The following is a 15,733-nucleotide window of genomic DNA, read 5'->3' as shown; positions in this document are numbered from 1 at the left end:
GGCGATCAGGTGGAAGTCCCGGCCGGTGTTTCCAGCCGGTGGCACCCAAGTCCGCTAAAGACCGTCAGACGCGGATGTGCAGCCGAGTTGGTCAAGCGCTTCGTCAACGCCGATCGCCATGTCAATACGGGATCGTTCCTGTGGGGAAAGAAATCCCTCCTTGACCACGTGATCGAGCAGCGCGGCCAGCGGGTCGAAGAAGCCCTGGTGGTTGACCAGGACGATGGGTTTCTGGTGAAAACCGAGTTGATTCCACGTTGCGACTTCGATGAATTCGTCGAGCGTGCCCAGTCCTCCGGGCAGGACGGCGAACCCTTTCGAGAGCTTGTACATGAGGGCCTTGCGCTCATGCATAGACCGTACGACGAAGAGTTCCCCGCGGCTTTTCTGGGGGAGCTCCCGTTCGTAGAGCTGGTGCGGGATCACACCAGTGACGGAAGCACCACCCGAGAAAGCGGCATCAGCGACGGCTCCCATCACGCCTAATCCGCCGGCACCATAGACAAGCCCTGCTCCACGGCGGGCGAGTTCGGCGCCGAAGCCCTTTGCGAATTCGACATACTGTGGTCGGACGCCTGTGCGTGCACCGCAGAACACGGCGATTCTGTCGACGGGCATGGGTGCCCCCTTCGCGTCTTAAGCTACGGGTTGTGGGACGTGGGATGCGCCTGGCACGGTTGCCGCCGAAGTCACGGAAGATCAATTTCTTCATTCCTTCGCAGCGCTGTGGAGGCGGTGGAACATCGCCTTGATGAGTTTGAGTTCGCGAACGTCGCAGATGCACTGGAAGTCGTGGCGGGGGTGGAGGGGCTTCCCTACGACCGACTCAGGCGAGTCGGTGGCAGAGGTCGGTTGTGTCCGTCGGTTGCCTCCCACGCGATCAGCCCACCGATCCCGACTCGAGCCGCTCCCGCTCGGCTCCCCGCGCGAACAGGTAGAGCGGTGCCGCCACGGCCAGCACGAGCCCGCCCGCGATCATGGTGACGGAGACCGACAAGTGCTCGGCCATTGCGAACAGCACGATCGATCCGACCGCTCCGGCGCCTTGAGCCATCATCGAGTTAATCGACACTACGGTCGCCCGCACCTCGCTGGCCGTGTGCCGGTGAAGCAGCGTCAGATGCGCAGCGTTGGACGCACCGTGCACCACATAGCAGGCGACGTACGCCGCGGCCACGCCGGCGACACCGGCGAGCAGACCCATGGCGATGACGGTGGTGCCCTGCAGAACCCGCAGCAGGAGCGCGACCTCGACGGTGCCCCACCGGCGTGCTATGCGCGGTGTCGCCGCCGCACCCACCGAGGACGCTAGCCACCCGACCGCGATCGCCGTGCCGGTCATCGCCGCCGCCGCCTCGGAAGTGACGGTCACCTCAGCCAGCCGGACGGAGAACAGGTTCTCAAACGTCGCTGCGCCGAACCCCCAGAGCAGTTCCACGCTCGACAGGCCCAGCAGGACAGGTGAGGCCCGAAGCAGCCAGGCGCTGGCCGAAATGGTGCGTGGCACCTTGCGTAAGCCGGCCCGCAGGCCGCCCGCGCCCGTCGCTGCCGAACTCAGCGACCGGTGCTCCTTCATGAGCACCCAGACCGCGGCCGCGCCGACGACCTGGATGCCCAGCGCAAGCACGACCGGAAGGAGCATCGGGTCGATCGCGGGCACTGGGCGCCAGGTGACCAGCGCCGCGCTGGCTAGTCCCCCGAGACCCATCGACAGTCCCATGACAGTGTTCTGCCAGCCGATCCCGACGTCGATCCGCGACTGCGGGTCCCGCGCCTGGGACTCATCGACGTACCAGGCTTCGAGCGGACCACTGTCCAGCGCGCGGTATATGCCGAGTAGTGCGGCAGCGCATGCGAGGACCACGACGTTTCGCGCCAATGCGAAGACGGTGAGCGAGACCAGCGCAGCCACCGATGACGCGAGCAGTACGCGGCGACGGCCGATACTGTCGGCGAGCCCCCCGGTCGGCACCTCAAGAGCGAGCACCACAAAGCCTTGGAAGGCGAGGGCGAACCCCACATCGGACAAACGCAGTCCGCGATCCAGTGGCAGCAACACCAGCACGGGCATGAGCAAGCCCAAGGGCAACCAGCGCAGCCCGGTCAGCACGAGAAACCGCCGCAGAATGCTGCGCCCGCCGAGCTCATCCACTACAACTCACCTCCCAACCGGTCATTGGCCGGCCCGCTGGCGTCCGAACTCGGTCCGGGCGCAGGTCAGCAGGACGTATCGAAGCAGGCACCGCACCCCGATCGCGCAGCTGCCCGGACGGCAGGTGCGTCCGCCTCGCCTCTGGCGTCGTAGTTACGCGCGACCTCCAGCACCGCCTGCTCGTACGCGTCGATGCCGCGCGCGACGTCGATCTCGCGGACGTCCTCGGCGGGGTGGTGGCTCACACCCTCCCGGCACCGGATGAACAGCATCGCGACGTCACAGATCGCGCTCATCGCCATCGCGTCGTGGCCGGCCTTGCTCCACAGACCGCGCGGGTCGTCATCGCCGGTCCTGCGGATGCCGGTCCCGATGGCGTCGCGCAGCCACGAGGCGCATTCACACGCCGAGGCAGAGTGGGTCTCGAACACCTCCAGGCGCGTCCCGCGGCTCGCGCACATCCCCTTGATCTCCGCACGGATGCAGTCCCACATCGCGTCTCGTTGCGCGTCTGTCGCGGCGCGTAGGTCGAGCGTGAAGTCGGCCTGCCCCGGGATCACGTTGACCGCGCCCGGTTGGACCTGGATCCGCCCGACCGTCGCGATGCACCCGTCCTCACCGCTCTCACGGGCCACCCGTTCGATCATCGTGATCGCTTCACAGGCGCTCACCAGAGCGTCCCTGCGGCGCGGGTACGGCGTCCCTCCAGCGTGCCCGGCCTTACCAACGATGCTCAACTGGAATCGCCGCGCTCCGGCGATGGCGGTGACCAAGCCAAGGGAGCGATCCTCGGCCTCGAGGTACGGTCCCTGCTCGATGTGCGCCTCGAGATAGCCGACGAGTTCGGCCGGCGTACGTGCCGCCTCGCTCACCCGCCCCGGATCCAGGCCGAAGTCGGCGAACGCGCGGAGCAGCGTGAGTCCGTCGCGCCCGCTGTGCTCCCACCAGTGGTCCTGCCACCCTCCTGCGACTGCCTGACTGCCCAGGAGCGCGGTGTCGAATCGGGTGCCTTCCTCATCGTTGAAGGCGATCACCTCAAGTGCGAACGGCAGGTCGTGGTCGCGAAGCCGTTCCGCGACCGCGATGGCCATCAGCACGCCCAGCGGCCCGTCGTACGCACCGGCGTCGGGGACCGTGTCGAGGTGGGAACCGATCATGAGTGCGGGCAGCCGGTCGGTGCGTCCCTCCCGACGTCCGCACAGGTTTCCCGCCGCGTCCTGCCAGCTCCGCAGCCCGGCCTGTTCCATCCACTCGGCCACGAGCATGTTGGCGGCGGCGTGCTCAGCGGAGAGGTAGAGACGTTCGATGCGTGGCACATCTGCCGTGATGCGTGCCAGCTCGGCACAACGATCCAGGGCTGTCCGGGCATTACTCATTGTGCACTTCCATCTGAATCGCCGTGCAAAATCACACTATTCACGCTCGCTCTCCCAAAGCCGAGCCACGATGCGTGCGATCTCTGCCGCATGTCCCTTCTCCTGAATCATCGACATGTGTCCACCACTGACCCGGTGCACGTTCAGCGCGCCCGCAGGGAACACGGCACGCCATCGCTCCAGATAGGCAGACTCTGAGATTCCAGCGATCTTGGACGGGTGCGCCGGCCCCGCACAGGTCACCTCGTCACCGACCACCAGCTCCGCCGTTCCTTCATAGAGCCGGGGCGCGTACGACAGCTGCGCCAGCTCCATGGCGGCAGACATGCGCAACGGACCAGATGAGGTCAGTTCCGGAACCGACGCGGCCAACACATCTGAGCTCGCGACGAGGTCATTGAGCTGCCCCCGCAGCAGCGCCCGATCGTCCGGCGAGATGCCGTCCTGGTGGAGCTCGTCGATCAGGTCGGCCGCCTGACTGAAGTCGTTCCACGCTCGTCGGATCCCCGCTCGTCCGGCCACATCTGGCAAGGCGGGCTCGATGAGGATGAGCGGCCCGACGGGGACGCTCCGCGCCCGGAGCTGGCGCGCCAGCTCCACGGCCCAGACCCCACTCGCCGACCAGCCCAGGATCGTGAACGGAGCAGCCTCCGGCTCCCGGCACAAATCGTCCGCGAAGGCCTCGGCCATCCGTTCGACCGACACTTGAGCCTCACCGAGCCATCGGTCCTCCAGCGCCAAGAAGGCCGACAGACCGCACCCCTCAGGCAGCACCTCAGCGAGCGTGAAGTACCAGGGCACGGTGCCGCCGCTCGGTTGAATGCAGATCAGGCGGCGCCCACCGGCGGGCGCTCGCAGCTCCACGAGGCTCTGCTGCGCCGGCTCCGGGGGCGTTGGCGAAGCGGTACGCGCCGACGCCGCGGCAGCCAGCTCGGCGAACGTCGAGAGCCCTATCACGTCGCGAATCGTCAGGTGGAGCCCCTGCTGCCCAGTCTTGGCGACGAGGGCGACGGCCTTGATCGAGTCGCCACCCAGTTCGAAGAAGTTGTCCGCCGCCGAGACAGCTTGCACGTTCAGCAGGTCGGCCGCGATCTCGACCAGGACGTCGACCGGGCTGCCACTCGACTCCTGGATGCCGTGATCCTTGACGCTCTGACCTGGCTCTGACGTGCCCTGCAAAGCCTCGCTCGTCAGCTCGGAGATCCGGCGGCCGGTGGACGACGCGACGACGTCGGCCAGCCGGATGAACCCGTCCCGGAGCGCTTCAGCCGTACGCTGCTCGAACAGGCTTGCGCGGTACGCCAGGCTCACCTCCACGCCCGACCGGTTCTCACGCAGCGAGAGAACCAGGTCGTTCTTCACCTCGATGGTGGGCAGCGCGAACTCTGCCACCGTGAGGGTCTCGGGAAAGGTGCTCGCCCTCTCCTCCGGATCCATCTCGATCCACACGCTCTGAGCGGGTGCCGGGCCGCTTCGCTCCGCCGTGCCCGCGAGTCGAGCGCGGGCGTCCAACATCCCGGCGGCGACCCGGCCGATCAGCTTCCTGAGCGACGGATCGCCACGCAGGTCGGCCACACCGACCGCCTGTTTGAAGAACGGCCCCACGACATCGTGAACCTGCGGGTCGTCGCGGCCGGCGTCCGAGAAGCCGAAGGTGAAGAACGATGCCGAGGCGTACTCGGCGATCATCACCTGCGCGCACGCGAGCAGGACGACGAACGGCGTCGTTCCGTGGGCCCTCGCGACATCCTGTATCCCCACCCATGAACGGGGCGGAATCAACCCCTGAACGACCTCGCCGGCCGACGACTCGTCATCGCCGCGCGGATGGTCGGTCGGCAGGACCACGGGGTCGGCCTCCGGCACCGTCGATCCCGGCGACGGCGCAGGAGCACGATCCGGGGCGCCACGCGAGGCGAGTTCGGGAAAGCTCACCCGAAGGGCTGGGAGGGCGGCGTCGCGCCCTTCGCCCAGGGCGGTGTACAGCTCGCCCAGGTCTCGAACAAGCAGCCCCATCGACCAGCCGTCGAGCATCAGGTGATGGCCCGCCACGACGACTACGTGCTCGGTCGAGGCCAGCCGGACCAGCCGGATCCGAACCAGGGGACGTCCCAGGGTGAACCCGACCCGGTCCAGCTCCTCGACCAGCTGCCGGAGCCGGCCCCGCGCCGCCTCGACGTTCCTCGAGGTGAGGTCGACATGGCGGATGTCGGCTTCGCTCTCCGGGCCAACCACCTGCACGAACGTGCCATCACGCAGCTCGACCCGGGTCCGCAGCGCCGCATGCCGGTCGACGAGGAGCCGGACTGCCCGATCGAGGGCGTGAACGTCCAGCGGTCCGGAGACCGTCCAGCAACCGCCTAGGTTGAACTGCGTGGTGGACCCCAAGGCCTCCTGAGCGTACAGGATGCGCATCTGATCCGGGGTGAGCGGATGGACGCCGTCCGGACCCGCCACGCCGACCTCGGGCTCCTCACCCGCCGGGGACTGTTCCCGGTCCAGCAGGTCGGCCATCTCGGCAACGGTCGGCGACGCGAACACCTCGCGCAGGGTGAGGATCTTGCCCATCGCTTCATCGACCCGAGCGATCAGCCTCAGCGCGAGCAGCGAGTGGCCACCCAGCTGGAAGAAGTTGTCGTACGGCTGGACGTCGTCGACACCGAGGATGTCGGCCCAGATCCGTTGGAGCGGTGTGGTCGCGGCGTCGCGGCGCTCCTCGGTCCGGACAACGGCATCACTCGGCAGAGCGGGATCCGGCAGCCTGCTGGTCTCGACCTTGCCGTTCGGCGTCAACGGGATGCTCGGCACGCGCAGGAAGCGGCTCGGCACCTGATAGTGCGGCAGGTTGTCACGCAGGCGACGCCTGAGGGTCCGGTCCTCGATCGGGCGATTCGTGACGATGTAGGCGATGAGCTCGGTGGTGCCCTCACGGGACGTGTGGCCTGTGACGTGTGCGGCGGCCACCTCGTCTTGAGAGGTCAGGGCGTGCTCGACCTCAGCTGGCTCGACGCGAAATCCACGGACCTTGACCTGGTGATCGCGTCGACCACGGAACTCGACCTGTCCGTCCGGGCCGACCCGCCCGTAGTCACCGGTCCGATAGATCCGAGCGCCGCTGTCCGGTGACAGCGGATCGGGGACGAAGACCGTCGCCGTGACGCTCGGACGACGCAGATAGCCGCGGGCGACGCCCACGCCCCCGATGCAGATCTCGCCGACCCCTCCCGGAGGCACGGGCCTGAGCTCCTCGTCGAGGATCCACATGCTCGTCCCCGGGATGGGCCGCCCGATGGGCAGTACCTGGGCGTCGAGGGTCCCGTCCACCTCATACGTCGAGTTCGCCACGGTGATCTCGGTCGGCCCGTACTCGTTGACGACCGGGGTGTCCGGGTCGAGCGCCCGCCAGCGCTCGAGCGTCGACCGCGGGAAGCGGTCCGCCCCGACTACGAGGCGGCCGCACAGGGCCGAGGCCTCCGCCGCGGACAGCTGGGGCGCCAGCACATCCAGGTGGTGCGGTGTCAGCTTGATGAAGTTGTACGGTCCGCTGCGCACCAGCGCGGCACCAAGGTCACCGGGGTCGGTGCCCGCCGGCATCATATGGACCGTCTCCCCGAGCAGGAGCGGGCCGAACAGGTTCGGGATCACGACATCGAACGCGATCGAGGTGAAGACAGGTGCGCCGTTCCCCTGCCCGCTGTCGTACCCACGGGCACACCAGCGCACGAAGTTCGTCAGGCTGGCGCGCTCGATCATGACGCCCTTGGGTCTGCCGGTCGAACCTGAGGTGTAAATGACGTACGCGAGGCGTGCGCCGTCGACGCTCATCCCCGGGTAGTCGTCCAGGGTGCGGTCGGTGCCCGGCACCTCGCTGACGAGCACCGTGTGCTGTGCCCAGGCCGAGACCGCCCCGTCCGAACGATCGGTGATGATCACCCGCGGCACGGCGTCCTCGACGATGGTGGTCAGGCGTTCGCTGGGCAGGTCCGGGTCGAGCGGAAGATAGGCACAGCCCGCCAGCATCGTACCGAGCATGGCCGCAAGCATCTCGGGCCTGCGGGCCATGTAGATCGCCACCACGTCCTCGGCGCCAAGCCCGTGCCCGAGCAGGGCGTCGGCCACGCCCCTGGACTTGTCCAGCAGCTCGCGATAGCTCAGGCGGGCATCACCCTGAACGACCGCGAGCTGGTCGGGATACTCCACCGAGCCTCGGAAGATGTCGGAGAGCAGGTCCAAGCCCACCTCGCGCTCCTCGCCGACGCAGATCTCACGCATCCGCGGATCACGGAGCAGGTCCACCCGTCCCAACTCGCCGACGCTCAGCCCCCGGTGGTGAGCCATCGACGCCAGGACCTGAGCGAAGACCGCGCCGATCCGCTCGACCGACTCCGGGCGGAACTTGTCGGCGCGGTAGTTGAATCGCACGGCGAGCCCGGCGTTGCGCACCTGGACCGTGACGTCCAGGTCGAACCGCAGCGCCGGCTGACCACCGGCAATGGGCGTCGCCTCGATGCCGGGCAGCGCAAGCAGGTCGGCCTCGTCCCGCTCGATCTCGAACCAGGTTTGGAACAGCGACGCCGAGCCGTCATTGCTGCGCGAGGGATTCAGCGCGGCGACCACGTCGTTGAAGGGGGCGTTGGCGTACTGGAAGGCGTTCAGCGTAGCGTCACGCACACGCTCCAGGAACGCCTCGACCTTCAGCTGCGCGTCGACCCGCCCCGGAATGAGCACCGGGTTGAAGAAGAGCCCGATGACTTCATTCAGATCCGCCCGGTCCCGCGTCCCGACGGGCGTGCCGACGATGACGTCGGCCGCTCCCGTGAAGCGGGAGAGCGTCACCTCCAGCCCCGCCAGGGCAACCATGAACAGCGTGCTGCGCTGCTCACTGGCCATCGACCGCAATGCGTCGAAGGTCTGCGGGGGGATGGAGATCGAGTGGGTACCCATCCTCGCGCCGCCCACCGAGGGCGGATAGTCCACCGATAGCTCCGCCGGCCTGACCGTACTCAACATGTCCGTCCAGTACTCCACGGCCTGGGCCCGAGTGGAGTCGCAGCGCTCCGCCGCAGCGTACTCGGCGTAGGAGGACTCGAGCGGTACGAGCCCCGCAGCACCGGACCGTGCCGCCACGTACAAGTGCGACAGGTCGCGGGTGAAGATCGCCTGCGACTGTCCGTCGAAGACGATGTGGTGCACGACCACGTAGAGCACATGCGTCGACGGCCGCTCACGGACGAGCAGCAGGCGCATGGGCGGACCCACGCTGAGGTCGAACACTCGGTTCGTCACCTCATCCAGCAGTGCACGGGTGCGGTCGTGGACCTCGTCGTCCTGCACGCTCGCGAGGTCATGCTCGCTCCAGTCCAGCAGCGTTCCGCCGCCGGGCAGCGCCGCTGGCACGCCGTCCACCTCGGCGAACCGCTGTCCCAGCACCTCGTGCCGCTCGACCAACCGCTCGGCCGCCTCGCGGAGTGCGACCGTGTCGAGCTCACCCTGCAGGCGCCACCCGAAGGCTATGTTCCAGCCCGGCTTGTCGGGCTCGAACAGCTGGCTGATCCACATCCGCGTCTGCGCGTCGCTTAGAGCAACCCCGTGAGCCAGATCTGAACGCATCCGTCAGTACCTCCTCAGCTCGAAGTCGCGGTGTCGGAAGCACCACATCGACAGAATGAGAGTCCGGCCCGACCCGTCGGCGCCATCACGTCCGCTCCGTCTCGGCGAGGAGGACTTCCACCTGTGCGGTGAACTCGCCCAGCTGCGGCGTGTCGAACAGCGCCTTCGCCGGGACGTCGACGGCAAGCCGCCGACGGATGCCGCTCAGGATCCGGAAGGCCAACAGCGAATGTCCGCCAACCTCGAAGAAGTTCGTCTCCGCTGTGACGTGGGGTACCCCGAGCACATCGGACCAGATCCCGCTCACGGTGACCGCTGTGGACTCCGGGACGCCGGTCGGCGCGTCCGGCTGCGGCGCCGCCGGCGCGCTTTCCGCGTGGCGAGCGGCCAGCGCGGCGCGGTCGACCTTGCCGCGCGACGTCAGGGGCAAGGAGGTCAGGAACCGGAAGACGTGCGGAAGCGACCAGGATGGCAGCTGGCCCTCCAGGTGCGTCCGGACGCCGCCGGCGTCCACCTGGCTGCCCGATGTCGGATCGGTCACCAGGTAGGCGAGCAGCTGGCCCTCGGTCGTCGTCGACGGGACGACCGCCGCCCCCACCACACCTGGGAGCGAGGTCAGCTCCGCCTCGATGAGACCGAGGTCCACGCGATACCCGCGTACCTTCACCTCGAGGTCTCGTCGACCTCCGAAGACGATGCGGCCATCGCGCTCCTCGGTGCACAGGTCACCGGTGCGGTAGAGGCGGCCGCCCGGTGTGGACGCGTAGGGGTCCGGCCTGAACTTGTCTGCCGTGAGCCCAGCCTCACCGAGATAGCCCCACGCGACGCCGACGCCACCGATGCACAGCTCACCGGTGCTGCCAGAATCCTTCGGGTTCAGTTCGTCGTCCAGGATGCGCGTCGTCGTGCCGTCGATCGGGCTGCCGATCGGGACGTCGGACCGGGCGTCCTCTTCCTTCACCAGACACCAGGTGCTCGTGATGGTGGACTCGGTCACGCCGTAGCTGTTGATGAGCGGAATCCGGACGTCCCTGACCCACTTGGAGGCCAGCTCGGCGACCGCCACTTCGCCACCGATCACGACGAGCCGTACGTCCGCCAGGCCCGTGGTGAGCGACTCGGTGCCTTCGGCGGCCAGCTGGTGCCAGTAACTGGTCGGCAGGTTGAGCACGGTGATCCGGTGCTCCTGGGAGAACGCGATCAACTCATGGGGCGCGGGGACCGCATCGAGTGTGACCAGCGTGGCTCCGGCCGCAAGGGTGGGGTAGATCTCCTCGGCCGCGGCGTCGAAATCGATGGCGTGGAACTGCAGCACGCGGTCCTGTGACGTCAGCTCGCACGCATCGCGCAGCGCGCGCGTGTGTGCCGCGAGTCCGCGATGACCGACCGCGACCAGCTTGGGCCGGCGCGTGGTTCCGGAGGTCGGGATGACGTACGCCAGCGCGTCCTCTCCGCCGGCAGATCGGTGACGCTCAGCGTCAGCGCCGTCTCCGCCGCGCAGGGCTTCGTCGTACCGGACGAGAGCCCGCCCGCCCCTGGGGATATCGCCTGGCTCACGGTCTGTGAAAATCGTTCGAACGGAGCACTCGGCCAGCCACGTCCCCACCATGTCGGCGGACACTGCGGTGTCGATGGGCAGGTACGCGGCGCCTGCCGCCATGATCGCCAGCACCCCCGCGGGCAGATGAGGACGGCTCAGCGCCATCGCCACCACATCGCCCTCACGAACTCCCACTCGCTGAAGCGCGGTGGCGACCGTTTCCGCCGCCGAGATGAGCTCTGCGTAGGTCATCGCCCCTTCCGGGCTGCTGACCGCGACCGCGTCCGGAGACGCCGACGCAACATCGTGGATCGTCTCGAGAGCCGCGCTCAACGCCGAGGCCCCCCACCGAGCGCGGCCCGCACCGACGCCGGCCGCATGTCGGTCCAGACCGTGTCGACATGGTCCAGGCACTCGGCCCGCGTACCCTGCTTCCCCTCGGCATGCCACCCGGCCGGACGCTCACGACCAATCCACCAGATCGAGTACTGACCCTCGTCGTTCACCACGACTTCGTACTGAACCGAATCCTCAGGCTCGCTACCAGCCATTGCGTTGCTCTCCTCTCCAATCGCTGCGGCGGGCCACGGATACCGCTCGACGCGTTCCGCGACACGAGAGAGAGGGCCGACCTGCAACAGAAACGTGACCCTTAGGGAAGCCGCGGCCTTCAGGAGGAGCTTCCCAGGTCAGAGGCAGTGTGATGCCCGAGATTCGCTGTCGCGGTCGGTACTCGCCTGGAGCGTTTCGAGGCCTTCGGGGCGCAGGGTATCCAGCACATTGCCGTTCTCGTGGGAGACGGTGTCGGAACTGATGCGCGTACCTCCGAAATGAAGCCTGAGCTGCTCCTCTACCAGCTGGTCGAGGGTTATCGGAGGCTTGGGTGCCGCTGGCCTGGGTGGCCACGCCGCGATCTATACAGACAGACAGGCAGGCGAGTACTCAATTCAACGTTGTCACGGTGCGCGAACCCCTTCCATTGATCCGCTGACACCAGCATGCAAGCGAGCGGGCGTGAGTGTCTTGTCTTTTTGCGCACACTTGTTGCCGTTTCCTGCACGTAGCCTTGTTCAACCTGAAATCGCAGGTCACGGACGCGGTCGCGAAGCGCGCTACCTGATCGACAGTCGAACAGCTCACACCGGGCCGCGCCGCCCCCCTGACCGGCGCATCGAAGTCCGGCGCGGTGGTCTTCGCCTCGCTGGCCTGCGCCGGTTTCCTGTGCTCGGGCCTCGGCAGCCAGCTGGCACCGCTCATCGCACGCCTGGCGGGCCGCAGCGAGCGCGCGGTGCTGGCAAGCCTTGGGACCGGCACCGGCGGCCTGCTGCTCCTCGCCGCCACCGCCACATCCACCGGCGCACCCGCGACGGCCCTGGCGGCCACCGGCTACGGCGTGGTGTACCTCGGCCGCGGCCTCGCCGGCCCGAGCGAGAACGACCTCCTGCACCGCCGTGTCACCCGTGCGGGCCGCGCCACCGCCTTGTCCGTCCAGTCTCTCGCCCTGCAACTGGCCGGCGCTGCTCATCGGTGTCCTGCCGCCCGGCCCGGCCCCCTGGCTGCCGGCCGGCACCGTACTGCTCACAGCAGCCCTCCTGTGGATCCGCCGCGGCGAACCCCCTCCCGCGACCGCCACGGCGACGGCGGCGGCCCGGCACACCGCGGTGCCGCCCCGTCCAAGGACGGATGCCCCTCCCCGCCGGCCGCGCACCGCTGGTGACCGCGCCGCCGGGGGCTACCGCCGGGCGGCGAGAGCCTGCTCGTCGTAGACCGTTATCTCGCGATGTGCCGCTCGGCCGCCGCGGCGCCCGAACCGCTCCTTGGTGCGCTCGACGATCGTGTACAGCGTCGGCACCAGGACCAGGGTGAGCAGGGTGGAGGACACCAGGCCGCCGATCACGACGATGGCCAGGGGCTGGGAGATGAACCCTCCCGACCCGGTCAGGCCCACCGCCATCGGGGTCAGCGCGCAGATCGTGGCGATCGCGGTCATCAGGATCGGCCGCAGTCGCCGCCGGCCGCCCTCCACGACCGCCTCCACCACGCCCAGCCCCTGCTCGCGGTACTGGTTGATCAGGTCGATCAGCACGATCGCGTTGGTCACCACGATGCCGATCAGCATGAGCATGCCGATCAGCGCCGGCACGCCGAGCGGGGTGCCGGTGAGGCGCAGCAGGCCGATGGCGCCGGTCGCCGCGAACGGGATGGACACCAGCAGGATCAGCGGCTGGGCGAAGCTGCGGAAGGTCGCAACCATGATCATGAAGACGATGGCGATGGCGGCCAGCATCGCCAGGCCGAGCTGGGAGAACGCCTCGTTCTGGTCCGCGCTCACCCCGCCGATGCTGTAGGCGACCCCGGCGGGCAGGGTCAGCGACCGCATCCGCTCGGTGATCTTGGCGGTGACGGCGCCCAGGTCGCTGGCCTCGGCCGCGGCCGACACCGAAGCGGTGCGGTCGCCGTCCTTGCGCGTGATCTGCGTCGGCCCGGCGACCTGGCGCACCTGCGCCACGCTGGACAGCTTCACCATCCCCGCGGCCGTGGGCAGGCGGAGCCCCCGCACCGCGGCCAGATCGTCGGGCGCCCCGGCGCCGGCGCGCAGGATGACGTCGCTGGTGCGGCCGTCCAAGGTGAGCCGGCCGATGGTGGCGCCGCGGAACGCCTGCGCGACGCTCTGCCCGATGCCCGCCTCGGTGAGGCCCGCGGCCGCCGCCTTGCGCCGGTCGACCTTGACCTCCACCCGAGGCGCGCTGTCCTCCAGGTTGGAGGACACATCGCGCAGCCCGTCGATGCCGCGCATCGCCGAGGCCACCGCGTCGGCGCCCGACCGCAGCGCCGCCAGGTCGGGGCCCTGCAGGGTCACCTCGGCGCGGTCGGAGGCGAACCCGCCGCCCTGCCCGCCGACGGTCACCTCCCCCACGCCGCTCAGCCCCGCCAGCCGGTCGCGCAGCGTCTTCTCCAGCGCGGCGGCGTCGCCGCCCTCGGCGACGGTCACCGAGTAGGACGCCCGGTCGGCCGAGCCGCCCACCCCGCCGGCGAAGGTGCCGCCCGACCCCACGTTGACCTGGTAGGAGGCGACCTCGCCGATGGAGGACAGCACCCGTTCGACCTTCTTGGCCGCCGCGTCGGTGGTGGCCAGGTCGGTGCCGGCCGGCATCTTCTGGGTCAGGTTGACGGTGTCGTTGCCCGAGGAGTCGATGAAGTTGGTCTTCAGCCCCGGCGCCAGCCCCAGCGTCCCGGCGAACACCAGCAGGCCGGCGACGAGCGTGACCAGGCGGTGGCGGGTGGCGAAGCGCAGCACCGGCAGGTACATGCGCTGCAGCGGGCTGCGCAGCTCCTTGGCCTCGGCCTCCGCCCGCACCCGCAGCGCCTCCTGCGGCGACAGGCGCGGCGTCTTGAGGAACCAGTACGCCAGGACGGGGATGACGGTCAGCGACACCAGCAGCGAGGCCAGCAGCGCCACCGTCACCGTGATCGCGAACGGGGCGAAAAGCTGGCCGATCATGCCGCCGACGAAGGCGATCGGCAGGAACACCGCCACCGTGGTCAGGGTGGAGGCCGTCACCGCGCCGCTCACCTCGCGCACCGCGGCCAGCACCGCCTCGCGTTTGGGCTCGCCGTAGCCCAGGTGCCGCTTGATGTTCTCCAGCACCACGATCGAGTCGTCCACCACCCGGCCGATCGCGATGGTCAGCGCGCCGAGGGTGAGCAGGTTCAGCGAGTAGTCCCCCGCCCACAGCGCGATCAGCGCGATGACCACCGACATCGGGATGGACACCGCGGTGACCAGCGTCGAGCGCAGCGACAGCAGGAACAGCAGGATGACCAGCACCGCGAAGACCAGGCCGAGCAGCCCCTCGGTGGACAGGTCCTCGATCGAGCGCTCCACGTAGGGGGCCTGGTCGAACACCACGGTGATCGCGGCGGCGTCGCCCAGCGCCCGGGTGAGCCCGGGGAGCTTGGCGCGCACGTCGTGGGAGATGCGCACGGCGTTGCCGTCGGGGGTCATGGTCAGCGACATGCCGAGGCTCGGCGTGCCGTTGGTGCGGGTGATGGTGGTGGCGTCGGCCGGCTTCTCCTCGACGGTGGCCACCTCGCCGAGCTTGACCGGCTTGGGCTTGGGCGCCGCCGCGGCGCCCGCCGGTCCGCTCGCCCCGGCGCGCTGTCCTCCGGCGGGGCCCGCCTGTCCCCCGGCGCCGCCCGCGGCATCGGCGCCGCCGGGCCCGCCCTGTCCGGCGGCCGGGGTCTGGGCCTGCGCCGCCGGCGCCTGCGGGGTCAGGTACAGCTCGCGCAGATCCTCCACCGAGGAGATGCGCCGCCCGATCTGCACGGTGAGCGTCTTGCCGTCCTCGGTGAGGCTGCCGGCCGGGATGGGCGTGCCGTTGGCCCGCAGCACCTCGGGGATCGACAGCGGAGACACCCCGTGCAACGCCATGCTGAGCAGGTTGGGAGTGATGACGACCGTCCGCTCGCGCGCCCCCGTCACCGACACCTCCCGCACGCCGGTGAGGCCCCGCAGCTCGGGCACCGCGATGCGGTCCAGCTTGTCGGCCATGGCGCGCTGGTCGCCGCCGTCGCCCACCGCGAGCACCATCACCGGGATGTCGTCGGTGTTGCCCGCCACGACCGTCGGCTCCACCCCGGCCGGCAGGCGCCCGCTCAGCCGGCCGACCGCCTGCTGCAGCTTGGCCACCGCCGCCTCGATGTCGGTGCCGTACTCGAACGACACCTGGATCTGCGCCATCCCCTCACGGGAGGTGGAGATCACCTCGGTGACGCCGGCGATGCCCTGGAAACCGCTCTCGATCGGCTTGGTGACCTGCTCCTCGACGATGTCGGGAGCCGCGCCGGCGTACGGCGCCACCACGAACGCCCCGGGGAACGACAGCGAGGGCAGCAGCTGTTGCTTCAGCGAGGGGATCGCGAAGGCACCGAACGCGCTGATCACGACCGCCACCAGGATGACGAGGCTGCGGTTGGCGAGGCTGAGCCTGGCCAGAGCGGTCATGGGCGTGGACCTTCCGGTTGCGGGAGAAGAAGCCAAAAGTTTCCGGCAAT

At 69.1% G+C, this 15,733-nt stretch carries 8 protein-coding genes; 1 reads left to right on the top strand and 7 read right to left on the bottom strand.

What is annotated here, in order from left to right:
* Positions 1-54 precede the first annotated feature (54 nt).
* The 6 genes from ACWEN6_RS23895 to ACWEN6_RS23870 form a co-directional block, all read right to left on the bottom strand.
* Entirely contained in the window at positions 55-618 is a 564-nt protein-coding gene (locus tag ACWEN6_RS23895) for an LOG family protein (protein WP_452572884.1), read from the bottom strand.
* Between the two features lie 262 nt (positions 619-880).
* Positions 881-2,152 (bottom strand): MFS transporter, encoded by a 1,272-nt coding sequence (locus ACWEN6_RS23890; protein WP_452572882.1) that lies wholly within the window; start codon positions 2,150-2,152, stop codon positions 881-883.
* A 65-nt stretch (positions 2,153-2,217) separates the two neighbouring features.
* On the bottom strand, positions 2,218-3,528 hold the full coding sequence (locus ACWEN6_RS23885) for an allantoate amidohydrolase (protein ID WP_452572880.1): 1,311 nt from the start codon (positions 3,526-3,528) through the stop codon (positions 2,218-2,220).
* Positions 3,529-3,564: 36 nt separating this feature from the next.
* Entirely contained in the window at positions 3,565-9,138 is a 5,574-nt protein-coding gene (locus tag ACWEN6_RS23880; protein ID WP_452572878.1) for an amino acid adenylation domain-containing protein, read from the bottom strand.
* Between the two features lie 85 nt (positions 9,139-9,223).
* A complete protein-coding gene (locus tag ACWEN6_RS23875) occupies positions 9,224-11,092 on the bottom strand; it encodes a non-ribosomal peptide synthetase (protein WP_452572876.1) in 1,869 nt (622 codons plus the stop codon).
* Complete coding sequence (locus ACWEN6_RS23870) at positions 11,008-11,229, bottom strand: MbtH family protein (protein ID WP_452572874.1); 222 nt, start codon at positions 11,227-11,229, stop codon at positions 11,008-11,010. The genes ACWEN6_RS23875 and ACWEN6_RS23870 overlap by 85 nt, the downstream gene beginning before the upstream one ends.
* A gap of 635 nt (positions 11,230-11,864) precedes the next feature.
* Here ACWEN6_RS23870 and ACWEN6_RS23865 point away from each other — a divergent pair.
* A complete protein-coding gene (locus ACWEN6_RS23865; RefSeq protein ID WP_452572872.1) occupies positions 11,865-12,395 on the top strand; it encodes a hypothetical protein in 531 nt (176 codons plus the stop codon).
* Positions 12,396-12,410: 15 nt separating this feature from the next.
* Here the strand turns inward: ACWEN6_RS23865 and ACWEN6_RS23860 are convergent, their stop codons facing one another.
* A complete protein-coding gene (locus tag ACWEN6_RS23860; protein ID WP_452572870.1) occupies positions 12,411-15,683 on the bottom strand; it encodes an efflux RND transporter permease subunit in 3,273 nt (1,090 codons plus the stop codon).
* Positions 15,684-15,733 lie beyond the last annotated feature (50 nt).

This window comes from Sphaerisporangium sp. NPDC004334 (assembly GCF_053602655.1).
The sequence above is the reverse complement of the archived record's forward strand: the minus strand, read 5'-3'. Positions and strand labels throughout refer to the sequence as shown.